We start from the raw sequence: 24,473 nt of genomic DNA on the forward strand, positions 1-24,473 counted from the left end.
CACAGAACCGATCTACCGGGGCTCGACCGGAACTGAACCTCGCCTCCGCATGATCGGGGCGCACCCTCCAGAAAGGACCGGACGCATGATGAGTGGGATCGACGACGCGGTGCTGCAGGAGATCGCCCCGGGGGTCTACGCCTGGATCCAGCCGGACTGGACCTGGTGGGTCAACAACGCGGGCGCGGTCACCGGCTCCGGCGGCACGGTGGTGATCGACACCTGTGCCAGCGAGCGGCGTACCCGCCGCTTCCTGATGCAGCTCGCCACCCGTACGCACGGCGCGCCCATCCGCGTGGCCGTGAACACGCACGAGCACGGCGACCACACGCACGGCAACAGCCTGCTGCCCGCGGACACGGTGGTCGTCGGGCACGAGAACACCCGCGAGGGCATCCTCGCGGACATCATCATCGACGGGGCTCCGCCGTTCTGGGAGCCGGTGCCCGACTGGGGGAACGTGTCGCGCCGGCCGCCTTCGGTGGTGTTCAGGTCGGAGGTGGCGGTGCACACGGGTGATCGCCGCGTGGAGCTGCGCCATCCCGGCTTCGTAGCGCACTCGGCGGGGGACGTCGTGGCGTGGCTGCCGGAGGAGCGGGTGCTGTTCGCGGGGGATCTGCTCTTCAACGGCGTCACGCCGCTGGCGGTCAGCGGCTCCCTGGAGGGGTCGCTGCGGGCGCTGGACTGGCTGGCGGCGTTCGCGCCCGAGCTGGTCGTACCGGGTCACGGGCCGCTGGTGGACGCTCGCGCGCTGCCGTACGTGCTGGCCGAGCAGGAGCGGTACTTCCGGTTCGTGCAGAAGGAGGCGGCGAGGGGGCTCAGCCCGCTGGCGGCGGCGCGGCAGGCCGACCTGGGTGAGTTCGCCGACTGGGGGGATCCGGAGCGGCTGGTGCTGAACCTGCACAGGGCCGCGACGGAGGGCGAGGTGGACATAGTGGCAGCCGCAGCGGACGCGATCGCCTACAACGGGGGCCCGCTGCGGACCACGGTCTAGTCCTGGTAGCGCAGGACGAACTTCACCCGGTCGCCCCGGCAGCGCCGCCGTACGAACACGGTGGGCCGCCCGTCGGCGTCCACGCTCAGCCCCTCGCGCACCATCAGCGGGCTGCCGGGGGGCACGTCGAGGGTGGCGGCGTCGCCGGGGTCGGCGGCCACGGCGGTGAAGGAGCGCCAGGAGTACACCAGGCCGACCCCGTACTCCTCGCGCAGCACGTCGTACAGGCCGCCGTGGGAGCCCCAGCGCGCCGCCAGCCGGGGGAAGCGCCTGGCCTCCAGGTACGAGCTGCTCACCGCCCAGCGCTCGCGGTCCACCACGAGCAGGGTCTCCACCCGCAGCAGCCCGGCGCGACCGAGGCCGAGCGCCTCGCGCGCGTCGGCGTCCTCGTGCGGCGCGGCGGAGATGAGGTCCTCGCCCACCTCGCGGCCGATCTTGTCGATGGCCCGCTGGAGGCCCTCGGCGGTGGACAGTTGCCGCGGGTTGTCCATGGTGACCTCGTAGCGCATCGTCGGCGGCGCGATGAACGTGCCCGCGCCCTGCCTGACGTGCAGCTCTCCGGCCCGCACCAGCTCCTGGATGGCCCGCCGCACGGTGAGCCGGTTGACGGCGAACTCGGCGCTCAGGTCGTTCTCGCTCGGCAGCCGGTCGCCGGGGCGGTAGGCGCCTTTGCCGATGCGGTCCTGGAGTTCTTCGGCGACCTGACGGTAGAGGGGGCTGGTCGCGTGCCGGCTCACCATGGCGACCAGCCTACGGGCTGCATGAAGCGTCTCCGTCCCGTTGTCGCCGTCTATTAGTAGTGCGTTCATGTTTTCCATCTGACCAGTTCAGAGCGCGAATGAAGACTGCGGGTCGTCTATTGGTGTAGATGACTTGGGAGTGATCATGGGGTTGCTGCGCAAGGTGGCGGCCGTCATCGCGCTGGGCGTGCTGCTCGCCGCCTGCGGATCGGGCACAGGAGGATCGGAGCCGGCGAAGCTGACGATCGGGCTGCCGCCCGGCGAGGACAGTCCGGAGCAGTTGCAACTGTCGGAGACGCTCAAGAAACTGTTCGCCGACGCGACGGGACTGCAGGTCGAGGTGCAGCGCACCGCCGACTACATGGGCGTCGTGGAGGCGATGCGCGGCGGCCACGTGGACGCGGCGTTGTTCAGCCCGTTCGCGACCGTCATCGGCATGGAGACGGCGCCCATCGAGCTGCTGCTGGCGAGCAAGGGCGGCACGGACCCGGCCTCGGTGATCGTGACGCCGAAGGACAGCGGGATCACCGAGCTGGCGCAGCTCAAGGGCAAGACGATCACCCTGGTCGACCCGGCCTCCGCCACGGGCAACCTGATGCCCCGGCAGAAGCTGAAGGAGGCGGGGCTGGAGGTCGAGCGCGACTACCAGGTGACCTACGCGGGCAGCCACGACGCCGTCGGCGCCGCCGTGAACTCCGGCAAGATCGACGCGGGCGCCATGAACTACGTCGGCTATCGGACCATGGTCGAGAAGGGCGTGATCGACGGCTCCGAGGTGCGGGTGCTGGCCGAGACGGGGCCCGTCGTCATGGGCGCCACGATCGTGGTCCGCAAGGAGCTCGACCCGGCCGTCAAGCAGGCCATCCAGGACAAGCTGCCGGCCGCCTGGCCCACCGACCCCACCATGCTGCGGACGCTGGGGGCGGCGCCGGCCAAGCCCGACGAGGCCGCGGTGACCGCCGCCAAGAAGGTCGTCACCGACCTGGGCATCAAGCTGGAGAACATCAGATGACGGCGGTCTCCGTGCGCGGGCTGCGGGTCAGCTTCGGCGAGGTGCGGGCCGTGGACGGGATCGACCTGGAGGTGGCGCCCGGCGAGTTCGTCTGCCTGGTCGGGCCGAGCGGCTCGGGCAAGTCGACGCTGCTCCGCTGCCTGAACGGCCTGCAGCGGCCGACCTCGGGCGAGGTCAGGGTGGCGGGCGCGGACCCGTGCACGGCGGGCGCGCTGCGCGGCCGGATCGGCTTCGTCTTCCAGAACCACAACCTGGTCGGCCGCGGCTCGGTGCTGACGAATGTGCTGACCGGCGCCCTGGCCAGGACCTCCTCGCTGGCGAGCCTCCTGCACGTCTTCCCCAGGGACGTCAGGACGGAGGCGCTGCACCTGCTGGCCAGGTTCGGGCTGGAGGGCAAGGCCAGGGCGCGGGCCCGCACGCTCAGCGGCGGGCAGCAGCAGCGCGTCGCCATCGCTCGCGCGCTGATGCAGCACCCGGTGCTGGTGCTGGCCGACGAGCCGGTGGCCAGCCTCGACCCCAAGCTGGCCGCCGGCGTGCTGGGCGAGCTGAAGGCGCTGGCCGAGCAGGAGGGCATCCCGGTGCTCTGCAGCATCCACGTGGTGGCGCTGGCCCGCCGCTTCGCCGACCGGATCGTCGCGGTCGCCGACGGGCGGGTCGTCTACGACGGGTCCGCCGCCGAATTCACCGAGGAGGAGGTGTTCAGGACCTATGGCTACGCCGACGAGTACGGCCCCGCCGCGGCCTGAGACGAGGGAACTGCCCGAGGGGCTGCGCGGCCTGGCCTCGCCGCTGCGCCGCCCGTCGGCCGGCACGTTCACCGCGCTGGTGGTGGCGATCGCCGCCGTGGTGTGGTCGGCGCAGGGCGCCCAGTTCAGCCTGGGCGGGCTGGTCAGCGGCATCCCGGACATCGCCGACTTCCTGGCCCGCCTGTGGCCGCCCGACTTCGCCAAGCTCGGGAAGATCGTCGCGCTGCTCGTCGAGACGTTGCAGATGGCGATCCTCGGCACGCTGCTGGGCGCCGTCGCCTCGCTGCTGCTCAGCTTCACCGCCGCCCGCAACATCGCGCCGCGACCCGTCTACCTGGTCAGCCGCTTCGTCCTGAACGTGCTGCGCTCGATCCCCGAGCTGGTGTTCGCGCTCATGTTCGTCACGGCCGTGGGGCTGGGGCCGTTCGCCGGCATCCTGGCGCTGGCCATCGGCGTGATCGGCACCATGGCCAAGATCTTCGCCGAGGCCATCGAGTCCATCGACCCGGGGCCGGTGGAGGCCATGCGGGCCGTGGGCGCCGGGCGTGCGCAGACGGTGGTGTTCGCCATGTTGCCGCAGGCCATGCCCATGATCACGTCGTACACGCTGATGTTGTGGGAGGGCAACGTCCGGCATGCCACGATCCTCGGCCTGGTCGGGGCGGGCGGCATCGGGCTGGAGCTGACCCTGGCCATGCGGCTGTACGACTTCGGCCACCTGCTGGCGATCATCATCTGCATCGTCGTTCTGGTGACCGCCATCGACCGGCTCAGCGCCTTCCTCCGCGCCCGCCTGTCCTGAAATATCGTGAAATCACGGGAGAAGTCATGTTGATCAATCTGCGTGACGTCGGCCACCTCGCCGGCGCGCCCCTGTACCGCTCCGCGCAGCCCCACGGCCTGGCCGTGGCCGACGCCGCCGCACTCGCCGCCGACCTCGGCCTGCGCACGATCATCGACCTGCGCTCGCTCCCCGAGCAGGAGGCCGTGCCGTGGCCGCTCCTGCCGGACGGCGTCCGCGTGCACAGCATCCCGTTCGGCCCCGGCACCACGTCGGTGGACAACCTGTCCTGGATCATCGGGCCGGCCGACATGGGCGTCATGTACGCGCACATGGCCAGGGAGTCGGCGGCCGACCTGGTCAGGATCGTCCGCCTGCTGTCCGAGGGGCCCGCGCTCGTGCACTGCGCCGCGGGCAAGGACAGGACCGGCGTCGTGATCGCGATCACGCTGTCGCTGCTCGGCGTGGAGGCGGCGCGCATCAGCGAGGACTACGCGCTCACCGAGGCCGCCATGCCCGCGCTCATGAAGAGCTGGGAGGCGGCCGCGGCACAGGTCCCCATGCTCACGGCGATCCCGGAGATCCTCATGCGGGCGCCCGCCGAGGCCATGCTCGCGTTCCTGACGGAGCTGGGCGACGTGCGCGCGCTGCTCGACCCGCACGGCCTGACCGACGCCGACCTCACCGCGCTCCGTGCCGCCTTCGAACGCCGGACCTAGCATGAGGGCATGTTCTTCGAGTCAGTACGGACTGAAGAGATCAACCCCCGATTAGCCGACATCGAGCTCCCCGCCTGGCTCGGCCCGCCCGTCACCGAGATGGGCACGCTGCTGCCCATGGAGCGGCTGCTGGCCCGCAGCGACAACGTGGTGCTCAACCTGGCGTTCGTCCGCGCCTACCGGGCGGGCTGCTCGTTCCAGGTGGAGATCGCCTTCAGGCAGGGCGACCTGCACGGCGGCGACTTCCTGGAGCTGCACATGATGGCGATGTACGCCACGCCCCGGTTCACGCTGCGCGCCGGCGAGCCGCTGCCCGACCGGCTGCTGCGGTGGGGCGTGCGCTTCAGCAACGGCACGAAGCTGACCAGCATCGACGACAGGAGCGGCGAGCCGTCCGCGCCGCTGCTCCAGGCGATGCACCAGGGCGGCGGCGAGACCGGCTCCATGCTCGGCGGGACCCGGCTGTGGTTGTGGCCGCTGCCGCCGCCCGAGCCGTTCGAGCTGGCCGTCGAGTGGCCGATGGGCGGCATCGGGCTGACCATCGTCGAGCTCGACGGCGCCGCCATCGTCGCGGCAGGCCGCCGCTCCACCGACTTCTGGCCCTGATCAGAGCGCCCTTCGTCGAAGACACCCCGCCGGAGTTTTTCCTCTGCTTACTTATGCGTTCATTGTCCGGTTAAGGGAAAGCAGTGTGATCCTGAGGTGCTCTCTCCCCGTTCGTGGCTTGCCACGGCGATCACCGGCGCCTTAATCAGCACCGTCGTCGCCGTCCCGGCATCAGCCGCATCCGTTCCCACCCGTGACCCCGCCGCCCATGTCGATCCGCTGATCGGCTCCGCCGGAGGCGGCAACACCTATCCCGGGGCCGTCGTCCCGTTCGGCATGATCTCCTGGAGCCCCACCAACACGGCCGGCGACCAGACCAACGCCGCCGGCGCCAACGGCTACTCCTACAACACCCCGCGCGTACGCGGCTTCGCGCTCACGCACGTCAACGGCGCGGGCTGCCATCCGGGCGCCGCCGGGGACGTCCCGATCATGCCGTTCGCCGGCGAGGTCACCTCGTCCCCCACCGCGGACACCACCGACGCGGTCTACGCGAGCACCTTCAGCCACGACAACGAGAGCGCCCAGCCCGGCCGCTACACGGTCACACTCGACTCCGGCGTCAGAACCGACCTGTCGGTCACCACCCGCGCGGGCGTCGGCGAGTTCACCTTCCCGCAGGACAAGCAGGCCAATCTGCTCTTCCGCGTGTCGAACTCGCTGAACGGCAGCGAGGACGCCGAGATCACCATCGACCCCGCCACCCGCACGGTCACCGGCTCCGTCCTGACCGGCGCGTTCTGCGGCCGCCGCGCCAACGGCGGCGTGAACAACCGCAAGACCTACTACCGGCTGCACTTCGCCGCCACCTTCGACCGCGCCTTCTCCGGCACCGGCACGTGGGTCAACGGCGAGCTGCGCAAGGACACCACCACGGCCGCCGGCGGCGAGGGCTACGCCACCGGCGCCGACCGCGCGGGCAAGGGCTCCGGCGGGTACGTCAGCTTCGACACCACCTCCGACGCCGACGTGCGCATGAAGGTCGGCATCTCCTACACCAGCCTCGACGCGGCCAGGCAGAACCTGGCCAAGGAGATCTCCCGCCGCGACGACGTCGCGTCCGTGGCCGGCAGGGCTCGCCGCGCCTGGAACGACAGCCTGCGCTCGATCGAGGTGTCGGGCGGCTCGGCCGACCAGCTCACCACGTTCTACACCGCGATGTACCACTCCTACCTCCAGCCGAACGTCACCAGCGACGTGGCGGGCACCTACCTGGGCAGCGACCAGAAGGTGCACCGGCTGGCCAGGGGGCAGCGCGTCCAGTACGGCAACTTCTCCGGCTGGGACCAGTACCGCGCCCACACCCAGCTCCTGGCCCTGCTCGAACCGCAGGTCGCCGGCGACTACGCCCAGTCGCTGTACAACCTGGCGCGGCAGAACGGCGGCGTCTGGGACCGCTGGGTGCACGTCAACGGCCCCACCCACGTCATGACCGGCGACCCGTCGGCCCCCACGCTGGCCGGCTTCCACGCGCTCGGGGTGCGCAACTTCGACGTGCGCGGCGCCTTCGACTCGCTCTACGAGCAGGCCACCGTGCCGCACGAGTCCGGGCTGTCCGACAAGGGCTGCCCCGGCCAGTGCGAGGGCCAGCGCCCCAACCTGGCCGAGTACCTGCGCCTGCACTACGCCCCGCAGGACACCTGCCACTGCTGGGGCGGCGCCGCCGAGACCCTGGAGGACGCCACGGCGGACTTCGCGCTGGCCGACTGGGCCGGGCGCATCGGCCGCGAGCAGGAGCGCGACGAGCTGCTGCCGCGCGCGAGCTGGTGGCGCAACACGTTCAACCCGTCCGCCGGCGCGGAGGGCGGCTACCAGCAGGCGCGCAAGGCCGACGGAAGCTGGCTGTGGCCGTTCTCGGCGACCTCGGATGCCGGATTCGCCCAGGGCACCAGCGCCACCTACACCTGGATGGTCCAGCACGACGTGTCGGGCCTGGCCGCCGCCATGGGCGGCAAGGAGCAGGCGGCCAAGCGGCTCGACACGTTCTTCCACCGGCCCGACGGCTCGTGGGCGACCGGCGGCGACGGCTTCCGCTACGACCCGACGAACGAGCCGGGCATCCACGTCCCGTGGCTCTACAACGCGCTCGGCCAGCCGTGGAAGACCCAGGAGACGGTGCGCGCGATGGCGTCGCTGGTCTACAAGACGGGCCCCAGCGGCCTGCCCGGCAACGACGACCTCGGCACCATGTCCGCCTGGTACGTCTTCGCCGCACTCGGCATGTACCCGCAGACGCCCAGCCGCGCCGAGATGCTGCTGTCCAGCCCCATGTTCCCGAAGGCGTCGATCAAGCGCGGCAACGGCCGCACGATCACGGTGACGGCCCCGCAGGCCGCCCCCGACGCGATCTACGTCCAGGACGTGAAGGTCAACGGCCGGGCGTACGGCAAGTCCTGGCTGCCCGAGTCGCTGCTGAACCGCGGCGGCGAGGTCGTCGTGAACGTAGGCGCCACCGCGAACCAGCAGTGGGCCACCGCCGCCGCCGACCTGCCCGTGGACCACGTGCCCGCCGCGCAGACCCCGATCCCGAACCTGCCCGCCGCGTGCGAGCCGGTCGGCACGGCCTGCGCGCAGCGGCTCCAGTACGACGTGGACGGCGTGGCCACCGCCGACGCCAAGGCGCAGGGCAACCTGGACGGCAAGGGCTGGAGCTTCCCCGCCGAGCAGCTCCCCGCCCCCGGCCCGTACGAGAGCTATCTCATCCCCGGCACCAAGGGCACGGCGGGCAACTTCCACAGCCTGCGCGGCCAGCGCACCTACCTCACGCCGGGCCGCTACCAGGCGCTCGACCTGCTGGTCACGGCCGTCAACGGCGACCAGCAGACCGAGCTGACGATCACCTACGCGGACGGGACGACGTCCGCGGCGCCGCTCAAGGTGACCGACTGGGCGGCGGCGGCCCCGCGCTTCGGTGAACAGGCGGCCGTCACGGCGGACACCCGCTACAACGTCAACGGCACCGCCGACGGGCGCAAGGTGAGCGTCTGGCGCGTCTCGGTGCCGGTGGACGCGGCCCGCGAGGCGGTCTCGTTCACCAGCCCGGCCGCCGCCAACATCAAGATCCTCGCCCTCAGCACCCGGACGTGACCGGCTACGCGAAGGCGCCCGCTACGGCGTCAGCGCCTTCGCGTAGCAGCGGGTCAGGGGCGCGTCCACATACCGCCCGTACGGCTCGGTGAGCGTGTACGCGCACCGCTCGTACAACGCGATGGCCTCGGGCTGCCGCAACCCGGTGGCCAGCCGCAGCCGCTCGTACCCCAGCCTCCTGGCCAGCTCCTCAAGGGCGGAGAGCAGCGAGGTGGCGATCCCCCGCCCCCGCTGCTCCGGCACCACGTACATGCGCTTGAGCTCCCCGGTGACGTCGTCCACCGGCTGCACGGCCCCGCACCCGACGGCCCGCCCGTCCACGGAGGCCACCAGATACCTGGCCTCCTCCTTCACCTGGGAGCGCCCCTCGGCCCCGTACCTGGCGACCAGCTCGGCGAAGGCCGCGTCGAGCAGGACGGCCAGCTCGCGGTCCGCGACGGCCCGCTCCTCGATCTTCACCCCGACATGGTACGAAATGCCCTACAACCCGAGCATCTGGGCAGGCTCCGCCAGGATCTTCTGAATGATCGACCCGGCCGCCCCGAGCACGGCCGCGTCGCCCCCCGTCCCCGAGACCACCAGCGCGGGCGGCGTCCCCCGCATCTGCCCCAGCCGGGCCCGCATCCCCTCCGTCACCGGCCTCTCCAGCCAGCGGAACAGCGGCGCGTAGACCCCGCCGAGCACGATCCGCCCGGGGTCGAGCAGGTGCACGGCGGAGGTGAGCGCCACGCCGAGCGCGTGCCCGGCCCGATCGCACGCCTCCCGCGCCCGCCCGTCGCCCGACTCCAGCCGCGCGACCAGTTCGCCGACCGAGGCCACGTCGCCGAGCAGCGCGTCCTGGCCCGCGTACACCTCAAGGCAGCCCCGCCCGCCGCACCGGCAGGTGGGCCCGTCCGGCACCACGACCACATGCCCCAGCTCGCCGGCCAGCCCGAACGTGCCCCTGAACACCATGCCCTCGACCACCAGACCGGCGCCGATGCCGATCTCGCCGGACACGTAGAGGAAGTCGGGCTCGCGCGAGCCGAACCACAGCTCGCCGAGCGCCGCCAGGTTGGCCTCGTTGTCGACGACGAACGGCAGGTCCACCAGGTCCTCGACCCGGACGTCCCGCCAGCCCAGGTGCGGCGCGCTGCGCAGCACCCCGCCCTCGACCGTGCCCGGCACGGCCAGCGCCGCGCCGATCACCCGCAGGCCGCCCGCCTCGGCTTCGGCGGTGACCTCCTTGACCAGGTCGCGCAGCTCGGCCAGGATGCGCGCGGGATCGGAGTTGCGGTTGTCGGCGGGCCTGACGCGCCGCAGCCGCACGTCCCTGGTGACGTCGACCACGCACGCCGCCAGGTAGTCGATGTTGATCTCCAGCCCGAGCGCGGCCACGCGGTGCCCGCTCAGGCTGACCGCCACGCCGGGCCGCCCCCGTTCGCCGCCCCGCACGGTGCCGCTCTCGGTCACCACGCCCGCCTCCAGCAGGTCCGCGACCAGGCTGGATACGGTGGTCTTGGTGAGCCCGGTGCTCTCGGCCAGCGCCGCGCGGGTGTGCGGTCCTGACCGGTGAATGGTCGCCAGGACTACGGCCAGGTTACGGGCGCGCATGGAATCATGCCGGACCCCTCTTGACGACACCATGCCCACCTCCTCAGGATTAATACAGATTATGGACTAAAGCCCGCGAAGGATGGAAATGACCGCTTTCACCCCGACTCCTGATGACCGCTTCAGCTTCGGCCTGTGGACCGTGGGCTGGCAGGCCCGCGACCCGTTCGGCGACGCCTCCCGCCCCGCGCTCGACCCGGTCGAGACCGTCCACCGCCTGGCCGAGCTGGGCGCCCACGGCGTCAGCTTCCACGACGACGACCTGCTCGCCGTCGAGCCCGACCGCGACAAGGCCATCGCCGCCTTCAAGAAGGCCCTGGACGAGACCGGCATGAAGGTCCCCGCCGCCACCACGAACCTGTTCACCCACCCGGTGTTCAAGGACGGCGCCTTCACCAGCAACGACCGCGACGTGCGCCGCTACGCGCTGCGCAAGGTCATGCGCAACCTCGACCTGGCCGCCTCGCTGGGCGCGAAGACGTACGTGTGCTGGGGCGGGCGCGAGGGCTCGGAGTCCGACGCCGCCAAGGACGTCAAGGCCGCGATGGACCGCTACAAGGAGGGCCTCGACCTGGTCTGCCAGTACGTCATCGACAAGGGCTACGACATCCGCTTCGCCATCGAGCCCAAGCCGAACGAGCCCCGCGGCGACATCCTCCTGCCCACGATCGGCCACGCCCTGGCGCTGATCAACGAGCTGGAGCACCCCGAGATGGTGGGCGTCAACCCCGAGGTCGGCCACGAGCAGATGGCCGGGCTCAACTTCGTGCACGGCATCGCCCAGGCCCTGTGGCACGGCAAGCTCTACCACATCGACCTCAACGGCCAGCACGGCCCGAAGTACGACCAGGACCTGATCTTCGGCCACGGCGACCTGAAGAGCGCGTTCTTCCTGGTGGACCTGCTGGAGACGCACGGCTACGACGGCCCCCTCGTCTTCGACTACAAGCCGCTGCGCACCGACGACCCCCAGGACGTGTGGGACTCGGCCGCGGCGAACATGCGCACGTACCTGATCCTCAAGGAGAAGTCGCGCGTCTTCCGCGCCGACCCCGAGGTGCAGGAGGCCCTGCGCGCCTCCCGCGTGGACGAGCTGGCCCAGCCCACGCTGGCCGCCGGCGAGACCTGGCAGGACCTGGCCAAGGATGACTTCGACGTCGAGGCCGCCGCCGCCCGCGGCTTCCACTTCACCCGGCTCAACCAGCTCGCGCTCGAGCACCTCATGGGGGTACGCGGATGACCCGACCGATCAGTGTCCAGCTCTACACCGTCAGGGACGAGCTGGCCGCCGACCGCGACGCCGTGCTGACCCGGATCGCGCAGATCGGATACCGGGCCGTCGAGCCCTACGACCCCACGGCCGACCCGGAGGGCTTCCGCCGGGTGGCCGACGACCTCGGGCTCACCGTGTCGAGCACGCACGCGTACGCGCTGCTCAGCCAGGAGCCCGCGCGGGTCTTCGACGCGATCGCCACGGTCGGCACCGACAAGGTGATCATCCCTGGCGGCATCGCCGAGGAGGAGTTCACCACCCGCGACGGCCTCGCGCGCACGGCCGACCTGCTCAACACCCTGGGCGAGCAGGCCGCCCCGTACGGCATGCGGATCGGCTACCACAACCACTGGTGGGAGATCGAGCCGCGGGTGGACGGCCGGCACGCCATCGAGGTGCTGTCCGACCTGCTCGCCCCGCAGGTGTTCCTGGAGATCGACACCTACTGGGCGGCCGTGGGCGGCGCCGACGTGCCCGCCCTGCTCGGCCGCCTGTCGGAGCGGATCGACGCGCTGCACGTCAAGGACGGCCCGGGGGTCAAGGGGGAGCCGCACGTCGCGGTGGGCGCGGGCGTGATGCCGGTGCCGCAGATCCTCGCCGCCGCCCCCGGCGCGTGGCGCATCGTCGAGCTCGACGAGTGCGCCACCGACATCTTCGCCGCCCTCGCGGACAGCCACGCCTACCTCACCTCCTTGGAGGGCTCTTGAGCAACGGCCCGGTCGGCGTCGCCATCGTCGGCGCCGGAGTCATCAGCGGCCAGTACCTCCGCAACCTCAACGCCTTCCCCGACGTGCGCGTGGTCGCCGTCGCGGACCTCGACACCGACCGGGCAGCCGCCGTGGCCAGGGAGCACGACGTGCGGGTGTCCGGCACCCTCGGCGCCGTGCTCTCCCTGGCGGAGGTGGAGCTCGTCGTCAACCTGACGATCCCGGCCGCGCACGCGGCCGTCGCGCTGGAGTCGCTGCGCGCCGGCAAGCACGTGTACGGGGAGAAGCCCCTGGCCATGGACCTGGACGAGGCCGCCAAGGTGATGGCCGAGGCGGAGCAGCGCGGGCTGCGGGTGGGCGGCGCCCCCGACACCTTCCTCGGCGCCGGGCTGCAGTCCGCCGTGCACGCCCTGCGCGCGGGCGCCATCGGCGAGCCGGTCGCCGTCACGGCCGCCACGCAGAGCCTGGGCCCGGAGTCCTGGCACCCCAGCCCGGAGTTTCTGTACGCGCGGGGCGGCGGCCCGCTGTTCGACCTGGGCCCGTACTACCTGACCGCGCTGGTGTCCATGCTCGGCCCGGTGGCCCGGGTGGCGGCCGGCACGCGCAAGGCCCGCGAGCAGCGCGTCATCGGCTCGGGGCCCAAGGCGGGCACCCTGTTCCCCGTGGAGGTGCCCACCCACGTCAACGCCCTGCTGGACTTCCCCGGCTCGGCGACGGCGTCGGCCACGTTCAGCTTCGACTCGGCCGTCAACCGCCGCATGATCGAGATCATCGGCACCGAGGGCGCCCTGTCGTTGCCGGACCCCAACACGTTCGAGGGCCCGCTGCTCGTCCGCGGGCCGAGTGACCTGGACTGGCGGGAGCTGCCGGTGTCGGGCACCACGGCGGGGCGCGGCATCGGCGTTCTGGACATGGCCAGGTCGATCCGCGCGGGCACGCCGCACCGCGCGTCGGGCGCGCTGGCCTACCACGTGCTCGAACTGATGTCGGCGATCACCGAGTCGGGTGAGCAGGCGCGGTTCGCGCCCGTCGCCTCCACCGTGACGGCGCCCGAGCCGCTGCCCGAGGGCTGGGACCCCTACGCCGCGACCCTGTCCTGACGCTCTCTTGACGCCGTGGGCGGCGGGCCGCCGCCGCCCACGCAAAGTTACTTCATCCTCACACAAAGGAGTCATCACCTTTCGGACTGGGCACTGTTACGGTGAGTAATCGTTCCGTAACAGCACTCCGAAGGGGATCCCATGCGCGTCCTGATCCAGCTCCGCCCGGCCCCTGACGTCGTCGCGTCCGTGATCGACCCCGGTGTCCGCAGCGTGGTCTCCGACGTCGTCGCCGAGCTCCCCGGAGTCCTCCTCGACCGGGCGTTCACCCCCGTGGCCGTGCCCAGGCCCGTCTCCGCCTCCGGCGCCACGCTCTCGCCGCACCAGCGGGTGCAGTTCTCGATGGCGCCGGAGGACGCCTCCGTCCTCGTCCGCGGCGAGATCTCCGACGCCGAGCTGAGCACGCGCACCTCGCTGCTGTCCTCCTCGGTGCGTGAGGTGGCGGGCGTGTTCGCCGACCCCGTGATCCAGTCCCATCCCACCTGTGGCGACAGCGGGCCGGTGGGCGACTGGGAGGAGGTCAGGCGGCTGCTGCACACCTACGACCTGTGGTCGGCCGGCCACGACGGCGAGGGCGTGGCCATCGCGATCGTCGACACCGGCATCAACGCCGACCACGTCGCCGCCCGCATCGGCCACGACGTGACCATCGACGCCGACCGGAGCTGGAGCCCGCCGGGAGTCGACAAGGCCCCGGGCCGCTACCCGGTGAGTCACGGCTCGATGTGCGCCTTCGACACCCTGATCGCCGCGCCCAAGGCGACCCTGCTCGACATCCCGGTCCTGCTCAGCCGCCGGCCGGGCCCGACGGCCGACGGCCTGCTGTCGGACGCGGTGGCCGCCTACTCCCACCTGGGCGGCGTGCTGCGGGCCATGCCCGCCGACTCCAGATCGCTGGTGATCAGCAACAGCTGGGGCCTGTTCTCGCCCGACATGGACTTCCCGCCCGGCCATCCCGGCAACTACTCCGACAACCCGGCGCACCCGTTCAACGTGATCGTCGGCAGCCTGGAGGAGGCGGGCGCCGACATCCTGTTCTCCGCGGGCAACTGCGGGCGCGAGTGCCCCGACGGGCGGTGCGGCTTCCCCGAGCGGTCGATCGCGGGCGCCAACTCGCACCCGCAGGTGCTGTCCGTCGGCGGCGTCGACACGCGCGGCGAACGCGTCGGCTACTCCTCCCAGGGGCCGGGGCGGTTGTCGGAGCGCAAGCCCGACCTGTGCGCGTACACCCACTTCGCCGGGTCCGAGGCGGTCGGCGCCGCCGACACCGGCACCTCCACGGCCTGTCCTGTGGCCGCCGGGGTGGTGGCCGCCGTGCGCACGCACCGCTCCGCGGCCGAGCTGTCGCCCGCGCAGCTCCGTACGCTGCTGCACCGCACCGCCGACGACCGCAGCACCGTCGGCTTCGACCACGACTACGGCTACGGCGTCATCGACCCGCCCGCCATCCTGGCCGCGCTCGGCAGGCAGAACCGCAACCGCGCCGCCTGACATGACCATGGTCCAGGTACGGCTGCCGCCGGAAGCCTCACTCGCCGACGCGTTGCGGCTGCTCGGCCTGTCCGAACAGGACGCCGACGTGGGCTACGGCCTGGTGGCGGTCGTGCCGGGGCTGCAGGTCCTGCGCGTCACCGAGGAGGCGGCCCGCCGGCTGATCGGCGACCTCGCGGCCGGGCGGGTCCCCAGGGACCTGGTGGACGTCTTCTCCGATCCGCGGGTCGAGCCGCAGGAGCCCGAGGACCGGTGACGCGCGGGCTCGCCGAGCTGACAGGATCGGTGACGCGCGGCTTGCCGTGCGGACAGGATCGGTGACGCGTTGGGTTGCCGTGCGGACAGGATCGGTGACGCGTTGGGTTGCTGAGCGGACAGGATCGGTGACGCGTTGGCTTGAATCGTGCGGACCCGCAAGAATGGCGCGATGGCTGACAGTGCCGAGACCGACTGGGTCTCCAGGTTCGCGGACGAGGTGATCTCCGAGGCGGAGCGACGTGCCTCGGGCAAAACGATCGTCTGCGCCTCCGGGCTGAGCCCGTCGGGCCCGATCCACCTCGGCAACCTGCGCGAGGTGATGACACCTCACCTGGTCGCCGACGAGATCAGGCGCCGCGGCCTGGACTGCGTGCACCTGCTGTCGTGGGACGACTACGACCGCTTCCGCAGGGTTCCCGCGGGCATCGACCCGTCGTGGGCCGAGCACATCGGCAAGCCACTGACCTCGGTGCCCGCCCCGCCCGGCAGCGCGTACGCCAACTGGGCCGAGCACTTCAAGGCGCCCCTGATCACCGCGCTGGCGGAGCTGGGCGTGGAGTACCACGCCATCAGCCAGACCGAGCAGTACACCTCCGGCGTCTACCGCGAGCAGATCCTGACCGCCGTGCGCGGGCGGGCCAGGATCGACGCGGTGCTGTCGCGCTACCGCCTGAAGCAGGCCGAGGGGGCCGAGCGGGCGGCCGACGACTACTTCCCGTACAAGCCGTACTGCGACCTGTGCGAGCGCGACTTGACCACGGTCACCAACTACGACGACGAGACGACCGAGCTGGCCTACACCTGCGAGTGCGGTTTCGGCGAGACCGTGCGGCTGGCCGAGCACGACCGCGGCAAGCTGGTGTGGAAGGTCGACTGGCCGATGCGCTGGGCGTACGAGGGAGTGATCTTCGAGCCGTCCGGCGTCGACCACCACTCCCCTGGCTCGGCGTGGATCGTGGGCGGCCAGCTCGTCGGCGAGGTGTTCGGCGGGCAGCAGCCGATCGGCCCGATGTACGCCTTCGTCGGCATCACCGGCATGGCCAAGATGAGCAGTTCCAAGGGCGGCGTGCCGATCCCGGCCGAGGCACTGGAGATCATGGAGGCGCCGCTGCTGCGCTGGCTGTTCGCCCGGCGCAAGCCTGCGCAGTCCTTCAAGATCGCCTTCGATCAGGAGATCCAGCGGCTCTACGACGAGTGGGACTCCCTGGGCCGCAAGGTCGAGGCCGGGCAGGCTCAGCCCGCCGAGCTGGCCGCCTACAACCGGGCGGTGAGCACGGCCGCCGGCCCGCTGCCCGCCACGCCGCACCCGGTCGCCTACCGCACGCTGGCCTCCGTCGTGGACATCACGACAGGGCACGCCGAGCAGACCCTGCGCATCCTGCGCGACCTCGACGGCGTCGAGACGCTCGACGAGGTCAGTCCCCGGCTGGAGCGGGCGGAGCGCTGGGTGGAGCTGCACCTGCCCGCCGACCAGCGCACCCGGGTGCGGGAGTCGCCTGACCAGGAGCTGCTCGACTCGCTCGGGCGGGCCGAGCGCGAGGGGTTGCGGCTGCTGGCCGACGGCCTCGACGACTGGACGCTGGACGGGCTGACCGCGCTGGTGTACGGCGTGCCCAAGGTCCAGGCGGGGCTGCCCGCCGACGCCAAGCCCACGCCCGAGCTGAAGACGGCGCAGCGGGCCTTCTTCACGCTGCTCTACCGCCTGCTCGTCGGCTCCGACACCGGCCCCAGGCTGCCCACGCTGCTGATGGCGGTGGGCGCCGACCGGGTGCGCAAGCTGGTCGGCGTGTGAAGGGCGCCGTACTGATCACGGGGATCTCTGCGTCGGGCAAGTCGACCGTGGCGCAGGCGCTGGCCGAGCGCCTGCCGCGGGCGGCCCACGTCCGGGGCGACACGTTCCGCCGGATGGTGGTCAGCGGGCGCGCCGACATGACGCCGGATTTGACCGGCGAGTCGATACGTCAGCTTCATCTTCGTTACCGAATTGCAGCAAAAACAGCGGACATGTATTTCGATGCCGGATTCACGCCGATTGTTCAGGATGTCATTCTCGGTGGGGATTTGGAGCTGTTCACGAAGTTGGTCGGTACGCGCCCCCTGCACGTGATCGTCCTGGCCCCCGACGCCGCCGAGGTGGAGCGCCGCGAGGCCGCCCGCGCCAAGTCCGGCTACGCGGGCGGCTGGACGATTGCCCAGCTCGACGCGTCACTACGGCACGAGACCCCCCGCCTCGGCCTGTGGCTCGACACCACCCGGCAGAGCGCCGGGGAGACCGTGGACGAGATCATCGCCAGGGCGGGGGAGGCCCAAATCGCCTGAGATTTCGCCATACGCATGATCTATGCAAGGAGCTGTTAAGCGGTCTGCATGCGTCGGGGCGCACCTTGATGACATGAACAAGCAGCCTTTCGCCGCCAGCGTCAGCGTCATCGTTCCCGCGATGAACGAGGCCGAGAACCTTCCCCACGTCTTCGCGACGCTGCCCGACTGGATCGACGAGGTGATCCTCGTCGATGGCAACTCGACCGACGACACCATCGCCGTCGCGCGGAGGCTGCGCCCCGACCTGCGGGTCGTCGTGCAGAGCCGGCGCGGCAAGGGCAACGCCCTCATCGAGGGCTTCCAGGCCGCCCAGGGCGACATCATCGTCATGATCGACGCGGACGGGTCCACCGACGGCCGGGAGATCCGCTCCTTCGTCGCCACTCTGATGAACGGCGCCGACTTCGCCAAGGGCTCCAGGTACGCCCCTGGTGGCGGCTCGGACGACCTCAGTCCGATCCGCTCGCTCGGCAACAAGGCCCTGACCGGCCTCACCAACTTCCTCTACGGCACCCGCTACACCGACCTCTGCTACGGCTACAACGCCTTCTGGGCCCGCCACCTCGACGCCCTCGACCTCGACTGCGACGGCTTCGAGATCGAGACCCTGATGAACGTCCGCGCCGCCCAGGCCGGTCTCATCATCCGCGAGGTCCCCAGCCACGAGCGCTCCCGCATCCACGGCGTCAGCAACCTGAACGCGGTGCGCGACGGCTGGCGGGTGCTCAGGACGATCTGGCGCGAGCGCGCCCGCGGCACCGCCGTGACCGCGGCCGCCCAGGCCGCCCAAGTGGCACTCGCCAAGTAGGGAGTGACATCCTCGAACAATGCGCTACATAGTGATCGGAGCAGGAGCAGTCGGGGGAACCATCGGCGCCCGCCTGTATCAAGGCGGGCACGAGGTCCTGCTCATCGCGAGAGGAGCCCACTACGAGGCCCTCCGGCGCGACGGCCTGCGACTGATCACCCCCGAGTCCTCCGAGACCCTGGACATCCCCGCCGCCGACGGCCCCGTGCCCACGCGCGATGACGACGTGCTCATCCTGGCGACCAAGTCGCAGGACACGATCGCCGCGCTCGCGCCCTGGCCGGCCGACCTGCCCGTGGTGTGCGCCCAGAACGGCGTCGCCAACGAGCGCATGGTCCTGCGGCGGTTCGAGCGTGTCTACGGCATGTGCGTGTGGTTGCCCGCACAGATCCCCCAGCCCGGCGCCATCGCCGCCCACGGCCACCCCTACTCCGGCATACTGCACGTCGGCCGCTATCCACAGGGTGTGGACGACGACGGCCTCGCCGAGCGGATCGCCGACGACCTGAGCAAGCGCGGCCTCATCGGACGGGCCGTGCCCGACGTGATGCGCTGGAAGTACGCCAAGCTCCTCAGCAACCTGGGCAACGCCGCCCAGGCCCTCCTCGGCGGCGGCCCCGCCACGGCCGAGGTGGCCGAGCGCGCCAAGGCCGAGGCCACGGCCGTGCTGGAGCGCGCCGGCATCGCGTACACCAGCCCCGAGGAGGAGGCCGCGGTACGCGGCAACAAGGTCGACGCGCGCGAGATCGAGGGCGTCACCCGCAGCGGCGGGTCGTCGTGGCAGAGCCTGGCCAGGGCCGCCGGCTCGATCGAGGCCGACTACCTCAACGGCGAGATCGTCCTGCTGGGCCGCGAGCACGGGCTGGCCACCCCGGTCAACGAGACGCTGCGGCGCGAGGCCAACAGGTTCGCCCGCGAGAAGCAGGCGCCAGGCTCGATGCCGCTGGAGACCCTGCGGTCCCTCATCGACGCGCGTTCCGCAGCCGGATCCCGCTGAACTCCAGACTGCTGGCCGTCACCTGGTTCCAGAACGGCCACAGGTTGTCCAGCACCCTGAGCTGGATCCCCGCCTGCTCGTGCAGCTCGAACAGGTCGCCCACCGGCTCGGGCGGGCCGAGCGGAATCACCGGCCCCCTGGAGACCACGGCGTGCGGCGGGTCGCCGATGGGCTTGAAGCCGGAGGCGGGCAGGCGGTAGGCGAACAGGCGCACGTCCATCAGCGCCTTCAGCCAGCAGTACTCGACGGCGTGCACCCGCTCGCCGCACCCGGCGCCGATGATCCGGGCCGCGTCCTCCTCTGTGGTGCGCGGCCCGCGCCAGGCCAGCGCGCGGGGGCAGGCTCTGGGGAACCAGTAGTCGGGGCACCGGTCGTAGCCGACCGCCCACACGTACGGCTCGCTCTCTCTGCTGGTCACCGCCACGTGCGGCACGAAGCGCTCGATCGTCGGATCTTCGGAGAAGTGCAGGACCTCGCCCCGCTCGGGTCTCATGGACGCCATCATCGCGCATACCCGGCCGATCTACGGGCAGAGGAAACGCCTCTTACGACAAGGGGTGAGTTGGATGATCGTACTGGGAGTTCTCCTGATCCTGCTCGCCGGCGCTGCTGTCGCTCTGGTGCTCACCGAGGAGAGCGCCAGGTACATCCTGTTCGGCTACACCTTCGAGCCCAACCACGTGGAGATGTTCCTCGCGGGGGCGGCCGCCGCGGCCGTCCTGCTGCTGGGACTGTGGATGCTGGGCTCGGGATCGCGCAGGACCGCCAAGCAGCGCCGCCGACTGCGCAGCGCCAGGGCCGAGGCCTCCGACCGGGTCGCCCGGCTGGAGGGCGAGAAGCGAGACCTGGAGCGGAAGCTGGAGCGCGAGCACGCGCAGGCTGAGCAAGCTCAGACCGAGCACGCGCTCAGCGACCGCTCCGGTGACCGTCTCGTCGCCCGCGGCGAGAACCGGAGCTAGGGCGCAGGCACCGTCAGACCGCGTTCGCGCTCTGGCGGGAGGGCACCAGCTTGCCCTCCCGCCAGAGCGCGAATCCGGTGATCACCGCTCCCAGCCCCTCCCAGAGCCCGACGCCGAAGAACTTGCCCGGCGCCGCTCCCGTCAGGACCAGCGTGGTGAAGACCGCGAACGTGACGAGCCTGAACGGCACGGTCCAGCGGAAGAACGGGGTGTAGTCGTGCGAGGCGGCGAACAGGTAGTAGACGCCCATGTTCACGGCCGCCATCGAGCTGGCGGCCATATAGACCAGCGTGTAGTCCCCGGCGGGACGCTCGTCGAGCACCTCGAATCCCAGCATGGCCAGCAGCGTGTCGGGCGAGATCAGCCCGAGCAGACCGAGTGCGAAGGCGAGGAATCCGAAGACCGCGATGGTCCAGCCGGAGAAAGAACGCGGAAGACGCACAGAAATCCTTCCAAAGGGGGGTGTACTCTGCGAGGCGATCTCATCATGCACCCGGAGGTCGCATGCCCCCCACGCGTGGCCGCCCCATCGCGCTGAAACTGCTCATCCTCCTGCTCGTTCCCCTGCTCTCCCTGGTGGGTCTGTGGGCGTTCGCGGCGGGCCTGACCGGCGGAGCCGGCATGCGCCTGTTGTCGATCACCGATTTGGCGACCAACCTGGCGCAACCGTCGGAGACCGTCAACATCGAGCTGCAGAAGGAGCGGCTGGCCTCGGTGGAGTTCCTGGTGACCGGGCAGGGCACGGCCGCCATGGCCGAGCAGCGCGGGCGCACCGACCGGGCCGTGAAGACCTTCCGCTCGCTGGCCGGTAACCTGCGCGACCTCTCACCCGAGATGACCACGCAGTTGCGCGCCCTGAACCTCAAGCTCGACCAGCTCGCCGACGTGCGCAAGGAAGTGGACGGCACGCTCGTCGCGCCACTCGACGTCATCGACGGCTACAGCCAGATCGTGGACGCCTCCTTCCGCATGTACGACGCCATGATCCTGGTTCCCGACATGGCCCTCTACCAGCAGGGCCGCGCGGTCACCATGCTCGGCGAGGCCAAGGAGGTGCTCTCCAGGGAGCGCGCGGTCATCGCGATCGTGCTCGCCACCGGCCGGGTCGAGCCGCGCGAGCGCGAGGCGTTCACGGGGATGGTCGCGACCAGGCGGCTGCTGTTCTCCCAGGCGCTGTCGCACCTCGACGGCAGCCTGCGCGGACCGTACGGCAAGATGGCCGACTCGCCCGTCTACGAGGAGTTCCTGCGGACCGAGGACGCCATCAAGGGGCAGGCGGCCGTCAACGGGCTGCCCGCGGGCGCGGCCACCTGGCCCATCGACGCCCAGAACCTGTGGGCCGCCGTCGAACGCAACCAGGCCAAGGCCACCCAGGGCATCGTGAGCCGGGTGACGCCGACCGCCGTCGGCATGCTCGTCAAGATCGGCGTGGCGGGCGGTGTGGGTCTCATCGCGGTCATCGCCTCGATCCTGCTCTCGCTGCGCTTCCGCAAGCGCCTGGTCCGCGAGCTGGCCGGGCTGCGTGACGCGGCCACCGAGCTGGCCGAGGTACGGCTGTCGGGGCTGGTCAAGCGGCTGCGCACGAACACCGAGCCGCCGACGGCCGCCGAGGTGGCGCCGCTGGAGGTCAAGGCGCACACCTCCGAGGTCGCCGACATCGTCCGCGCCTTCAACGACGTGCAGTCGACGGCCGTCGAGGCCGCCGTCGACCAGGCCAGGCTGCGCCACGGCGTCAGCCAGGTCTTCGTCAACCTGGCCAGGCGCAACCAGTCGCTGCTGCACCGGCAGCTCCTGCAGCTCGACAGCATGGAGCGGGCCGAGGAGGCGCCGGAGACGCTGGCCGACCTGTTCAAGCTCGACCACCTGACCACGCGCATGCGCAGGCACGCCGAGAGCCTGATCATCCTCTCCGACCAGGCGCCGGGCCGCGGCTGGCGCAACCCGGTGCCGGTCCTCGACGTGCTGCGCGCCGCCGTGGCCGAGGTCGAGGAGTACGAGCGGGTCGAGGTGATGCAGCCGCCGCCCGTCGCGCTGCTCGGCTCGGTGGTCACCGACGTCGCCCACCTGATGGCCGAGCTGATCGAGAACGCCACCCTCTTCTCGCCGCCGCAGACCCGGGTGGACGTGCGCAGCTCCGTCACCCCGCACGGCCTCGTCGTCGAGGTCGAGGACCGCGGCCTCGGCCTGCCGCGCACCGAGCTGGACGAGCTGAACGACCGGCTGACCAACACCCCCGAGTTCGACCTGGCGCAGAGCGACCGGCTCGGGCTGTTCGTCGTCTCCAGGCTCGCGGCCAGGCACGGCATCAAGGTCGCCCTGGTGCCCTCGCCGTACGGCGGCCTGACCGCGGTGGTGGCCCTGCCGGCCGCCCTGCTCGCCGACCAGCCCGCGCTGGCCGGCAGGTGAGCCCCTAGGGAAGAACTTGCAGAAGCGCCTGCTTCCTGGCCTTGGCGGGCTCGGCGATGCGCTGCGTCTCCTTCCCCGCGCCGTCGAGCACGACCAGCGTGTTGTGGGAGGCGCCCGCGACCCGGACGACCATCCGCCCGTCCTTCAGGTACAGGGCGCCGATCAGCTTGCCCTTGACCGCGGGCGCGCGCTTCTTGCCCGTCACCATGTCGAGGACGACCGGCTTGAACGCCGTCGGCCAGCTGCCGTCGCCCAGGGTGTCAGGGTTGGCCGGGACCTCCACGACGGCGTTGCGGCCGTTCGGCGACAGGCTCTGCACGTGGGTGATCCACGTGACGCCCTTCGCCCTGGCCGCCTTGCCGGTCTTGACGTCGAGCCGGTAGAGGGCGTTCGCCTCGCCGGTGTAGCCCGCGACGTACCGGCCGTCGGCGGACCAGGCGAGGTGGCACACGCCCGCCGACCTGCCGAGCCTGCGCGGGGCGGCGCTGCCGTCGGCCTTGACGGCCATGATCGTGTCGCCGCCCTGCGTGTACGCCACCTGCTTGGAGTCGGCGGACCAGACCGGGGTCAGGCACGGCGTGCCGCCCTGCAGCCCGCTGACGATCGTGGTGGTCTTCGCGCCATCCCTGACCTGGAGCTTGCCGCCCGTCGTCACCCAGGCCGCCTTCCTGCCGTCGGGGGAGGCGGCGTACTGGGGCATGGAGCCCGACTTGGCGATCGTGCTCCAGTCGCCGTCCTCGTACCTGTTGAGCTGGTTACCGGAGGCGGTGGCGTAGACGGCGGCTCCGGACAGCTCGGGTGCGGCGGCCGACGCCGGGAGCGAGGTGGTCAGGAGCGCGACGGCACCTGCCGCAACGAGAGTCTTCATGACACGACATGGTGCCCGAGCCTGATCACAGACGCAGGAACGGCTCGCTGAAGTGCGCGGTGGCCAGGATCGCCCGCTCGGCCCGCAGCGCGGCCAGCACCTCGGTCCTGCTGCGCGTGGCGGTCTCCTGGTCGTCGTCGTAGACGTAGGGCAGGCTGGGGTCGTCGAGCTGCACGGGGTGCAGCACCAGGTCGCCCGTCATGGCCACCTCGCCGACCCTGGCGATCTGGTGGCCGGGCGTGTGCCCCGGCGTGTGCCTGACGTGCACGCCGGGCGCCACCTCGGCGTCGCCGTCGACGACGTGGAGCTGCGCCTTGATGACGGTGATGACGTCGTCCAGCACCGGGCCCCTGACGACGTCCAGGTCGGCCTGCTGCACCACGTAGCGGGCGTTGTCGAACATCGGCCGGCCATCGGCGACCGCGCCCGAGGCGTGATCGCTGTGCAGGTGCGTGAGGACGACGGTGCCGATCTCGGCGGGCGTGACGCCGGCGGCGGCCAGCTCACCGGCCAGCGTGCCGGGAACGGGCGCCCAGCTCGACGCGGGCGAGCCCGCCCCGCCGATGCCGGTGTCGACCAGCGTCAGCCGATCCGCGGCGTCGCGGACCAGGTAGCAGTGGAAGTGCAGGACCCACGGCTCGTCCGGGAGATCGGAGCCGGGGAACGTCTCGGCCGGCGGGCGGCGGATCGCCGCTCCCATGGGGCCCACGGCGTCGCAGAGAGGTGTGATCTCGACGCCTGACACGGTTATCGGTTGATGCGGCACTCGCCCAGACTAGGCGGCCACGGGCTGCGCAGGAACGTACTCGTTCTCGAGGTCGGCGGCGTAGACGGCGCGGCAGCAGCTCGCGCACCGGTACATGATCGGGCCTTCGTCGAGTTCGCTGTGGCACCGCGGGCAGTTGACGGTCTTCATGATGGTGCTCCCCCAAGGAGTTTTTTCTGTTTCGTCCCTATGGAACCCTCACCGAGTTGCAGGGACCCTGCATGCCACTTGACACGATGA

General features: G+C 71.3%; 26 protein-coding genes. 18 read left to right on the plus strand and 8 right to left on the minus strand.

The window, feature by feature from the left end; genetic code table 11:
• Positions 1-85: 85 nt before the first annotated feature.
• The gene (locus FXF51_RS30835) at positions 86-994 is read left to right on the plus strand and encodes an MBL fold metallo-hydrolase (RefSeq protein ID WP_148438201.1); all 909 of its coding nucleotides are present in this window, start codon (positions 86-88) and stop codon (positions 992-994) included.
• On the opposite strand, the gene FXF51_RS30840 is transcribed toward FXF51_RS30835, so the two are convergent.
• A complete protein-coding gene (locus FXF51_RS30840; protein ID WP_187414660.1) occupies positions 991-1,734 on the minus strand; it encodes a GntR family transcriptional regulator in 744 nt (247 codons plus the stop codon). The genes FXF51_RS30835 and FXF51_RS30840 overlap by 4 nt on opposite strands.
• 145 nt (positions 1,735-1,879) lie before the next feature.
• Between FXF51_RS30840 and FXF51_RS30845 the strand changes: the two genes are divergently transcribed.
• The 6 genes from FXF51_RS30845 (at position 1,880) to FXF51_RS30870 (ending at position 8,685) form a co-directional block, all read left to right on the plus strand.
• Positions 1,880-2,746 carry a phosphate/phosphite/phosphonate ABC transporter substrate-binding protein gene (locus tag FXF51_RS30845; protein WP_148438203.1) on the plus strand — a complete coding sequence of 289 codons (867 nt, stop codon included), beginning with the start codon at positions 1,880-1,882 and terminating at the stop codon, positions 2,744-2,746.
• Positions 2,743-3,492, plus strand: a complete 750-nt coding sequence (gene phnC, locus FXF51_RS30850; RefSeq protein ID WP_148438204.1) for a phosphonate ABC transporter ATP-binding protein — start codon at positions 2,743-2,745, stop codon at positions 3,490-3,492. The genes FXF51_RS30845 and phnC overlap by 4 nt, the downstream gene beginning before the upstream one ends.
• Positions 3,455-4,294 carry a phosphonate ABC transporter, permease protein PhnE gene (phnE, locus tag FXF51_RS30855; RefSeq protein ID WP_148438205.1) on the plus strand — a complete coding sequence of 280 codons (840 nt, stop codon included), beginning with the start codon at positions 3,455-3,457 and terminating at the stop codon, positions 4,292-4,294. The genes phnC and phnE overlap by 38 nt, the downstream gene beginning before the upstream one ends.
• A gap of 26 nt (positions 4,295-4,320) precedes the next feature.
• The gene (locus FXF51_RS30860; protein WP_148438206.1) at positions 4,321-4,992 is read left to right on the plus strand and encodes a tyrosine-protein phosphatase; all 672 of its coding nucleotides are present in this window, start codon (positions 4,321-4,323) and stop codon (positions 4,990-4,992) included.
• A gap of 9 nt (positions 4,993-5,001) precedes the next feature.
• Positions 5,002-5,598 (plus strand): hypothetical protein, encoded by a 597-nt coding sequence (locus FXF51_RS30865; protein ID WP_148438207.1) that lies wholly within the window; start codon positions 5,002-5,004, stop codon positions 5,596-5,598.
• A 96-nt stretch (positions 5,599-5,694) separates the two neighbouring features.
• Positions 5,695-8,685 carry a GH92 family glycosyl hydrolase gene (locus FXF51_RS30870; protein WP_222871540.1) on the plus strand — a complete coding sequence of 997 codons (2,991 nt, stop codon included), beginning with the start codon at positions 5,695-5,697 and terminating at the stop codon, positions 8,683-8,685.
• A 21-nt stretch (positions 8,686-8,706) separates the two neighbouring features.
• On the opposite strand, the gene FXF51_RS30875 is transcribed toward FXF51_RS30870, so the two are convergent.
• Both FXF51_RS30875 and FXF51_RS30880 read right to left on the minus strand, forming a co-directional pair.
• Positions 8,707-9,144 (minus strand): GNAT family N-acetyltransferase, encoded by a 438-nt coding sequence (locus FXF51_RS30875; RefSeq protein ID WP_148438208.1) that lies wholly within the window; start codon positions 9,142-9,144, stop codon positions 8,707-8,709.
• Positions 9,145-9,165: 21 nt separating this feature from the next.
• Entirely contained in the window at positions 9,166-10,278 is a 1,113-nt protein-coding gene (locus FXF51_RS30880; protein WP_262379943.1) for an ROK family transcriptional regulator, read from the minus strand.
• An 88-nt stretch (positions 10,279-10,366) separates the two neighbouring features.
• Here FXF51_RS30880 and xylA point away from each other — a divergent pair, with 88 nt between their 5' ends.
• The 9 genes from xylA (at position 10,367) to FXF51_RS30925 (ending at position 19,234) form a co-directional block, all read left to right on the plus strand.
• Entirely contained in the window at positions 10,367-11,518 is a 1,152-nt protein-coding gene (xylA, locus tag FXF51_RS30885) for a xylose isomerase (protein ID WP_148438210.1), read from the plus strand.
• A complete protein-coding gene (locus FXF51_RS30890) occupies positions 11,515-12,258 on the plus strand; it encodes a sugar phosphate isomerase/epimerase family protein (protein ID WP_148438211.1) in 744 nt (247 codons plus the stop codon). The genes xylA and FXF51_RS30890 overlap by 4 nt, the downstream gene beginning before the upstream one ends.
• Positions 12,255-13,358, plus strand: a complete 1,104-nt coding sequence (locus FXF51_RS30895; protein WP_148438212.1) for a Gfo/Idh/MocA family protein — start codon at positions 12,255-12,257, stop codon at positions 13,356-13,358. The genes FXF51_RS30890 and FXF51_RS30895 overlap by 4 nt, the downstream gene beginning before the upstream one ends.
• A 141-nt stretch (positions 13,359-13,499) precedes the next feature.
• Positions 13,500-14,849, plus strand: coding sequence for a S8 family serine peptidase (locus FXF51_RS30900; protein WP_148438213.1), 1,350 nt, complete (start codon positions 13,500-13,502; stop codon positions 14,847-14,849).
• 1 nt (position 14,850) lies between these two features.
• The gene (locus tag FXF51_RS30905; RefSeq protein ID WP_148438214.1) at positions 14,851-15,105 is read left to right on the plus strand and encodes a hypothetical protein; all 255 of its coding nucleotides are present in this window, start codon (positions 14,851-14,853) and stop codon (positions 15,103-15,105) included.
• A gap of 171 nt (positions 15,106-15,276) precedes the next feature.
• Entirely contained in the window at positions 15,277-16,899 is a 1,623-nt protein-coding gene (lysS, locus tag FXF51_RS30910) for a lysine--tRNA ligase (RefSeq protein WP_148438215.1), read from the plus strand.
• On the plus strand, positions 16,896-17,426 hold the full coding sequence (locus FXF51_RS30915; protein ID WP_148438216.1) for an AAA family ATPase: 531 nt from the start codon (positions 16,896-16,898) through the stop codon (positions 17,424-17,426). Before lysS ends, FXF51_RS30915 begins: the two co-directional genes overlap by 4 nt.
• Positions 17,427-17,499: 73 nt before the next feature.
• Entirely contained in the window at positions 17,500-18,237 is a 738-nt protein-coding gene (locus FXF51_RS30920; RefSeq protein WP_148438217.1) for a glycosyltransferase family 2 protein, read from the plus strand.
• A gap of 19 nt (positions 18,238-18,256) precedes the next feature.
• Positions 18,257-19,234 carry a ketopantoate reductase family protein gene (locus tag FXF51_RS30925; protein ID WP_148438218.1) on the plus strand — a complete coding sequence of 326 codons (978 nt, stop codon included), beginning with the start codon at positions 18,257-18,259 and terminating at the stop codon, positions 19,232-19,234.
• On the opposite strand, the gene FXF51_RS30930 is transcribed toward FXF51_RS30925, so the two are convergent.
• Positions 19,200-19,727, minus strand: coding sequence for a DUF6886 family protein (locus FXF51_RS30930; protein WP_148438219.1), 528 nt, complete (start codon positions 19,725-19,727; stop codon positions 19,200-19,202). The two genes, FXF51_RS30925 and FXF51_RS30930, sit on opposite strands and share 35 nt — an antisense overlap.
• 73 nt (positions 19,728-19,800) lie before the next feature.
• Between FXF51_RS30930 and FXF51_RS30935 the strand changes: the two genes are divergently transcribed.
• Positions 19,801-20,193, plus strand: coding sequence for a hypothetical protein (locus FXF51_RS30935; RefSeq protein ID WP_148438220.1), 393 nt, complete (start codon positions 19,801-19,803; stop codon positions 20,191-20,193).
• Positions 20,194-20,206: 13 nt separating this feature from the next.
• On the opposite strand, the gene FXF51_RS30940 is transcribed toward FXF51_RS30935, so the two are convergent.
• On the minus strand, positions 20,207-20,635 hold the full coding sequence (locus tag FXF51_RS30940; protein WP_262379944.1) for a hypothetical protein: 429 nt from the start codon (positions 20,633-20,635) through the stop codon (positions 20,207-20,209).
• A 62-nt stretch (positions 20,636-20,697) separates the two neighbouring features.
• Here FXF51_RS30940 and FXF51_RS30945 point away from each other — a divergent pair, with 62 nt between their 5' ends.
• Positions 20,698-22,599, plus strand: coding sequence for a nitrate- and nitrite sensing domain-containing protein (locus FXF51_RS30945; RefSeq protein ID WP_148438221.1), 1,902 nt, complete (start codon positions 20,698-20,700; stop codon positions 22,597-22,599).
• A gap of 4 nt (positions 22,600-22,603) precedes the next feature.
• On the opposite strand, the gene FXF51_RS30950 is transcribed toward FXF51_RS30945, so the two are convergent.
• The 3 genes from FXF51_RS30950 to FXF51_RS61055 form a co-directional block, all read right to left on the minus strand.
• Positions 22,604-23,467, minus strand: coding sequence for a TolB family protein (locus FXF51_RS30950; RefSeq protein WP_148438222.1), 864 nt, complete (start codon positions 23,465-23,467; stop codon positions 22,604-22,606).
• A gap of 25 nt (positions 23,468-23,492) precedes the next feature.
• Positions 23,493-24,167: an MBL fold metallo-hydrolase gene (locus FXF51_RS30955; protein ID WP_148438223.1), complete on the minus strand. Its 675-nt coding sequence runs from the start codon at positions 24,165-24,167 to the stop codon at positions 23,493-23,495.
• 75 nt (positions 24,168-24,242) lie between these two features.
• Entirely contained in the window at positions 24,243-24,383 is a 141-nt protein-coding gene (locus FXF51_RS61055) for a hypothetical protein (protein WP_187414661.1), read from the minus strand.
• Positions 24,384-24,473: the final 90 nt, after the last annotated feature.

Source organism: Nonomuraea sp. PA05 (assembly GCF_008086045.1).
Taxonomy (GTDB): domain Bacteria; phylum Actinomycetota; class Actinomycetes; order Streptosporangiales; family Streptosporangiaceae; genus Nonomuraea; species Nonomuraea monospora.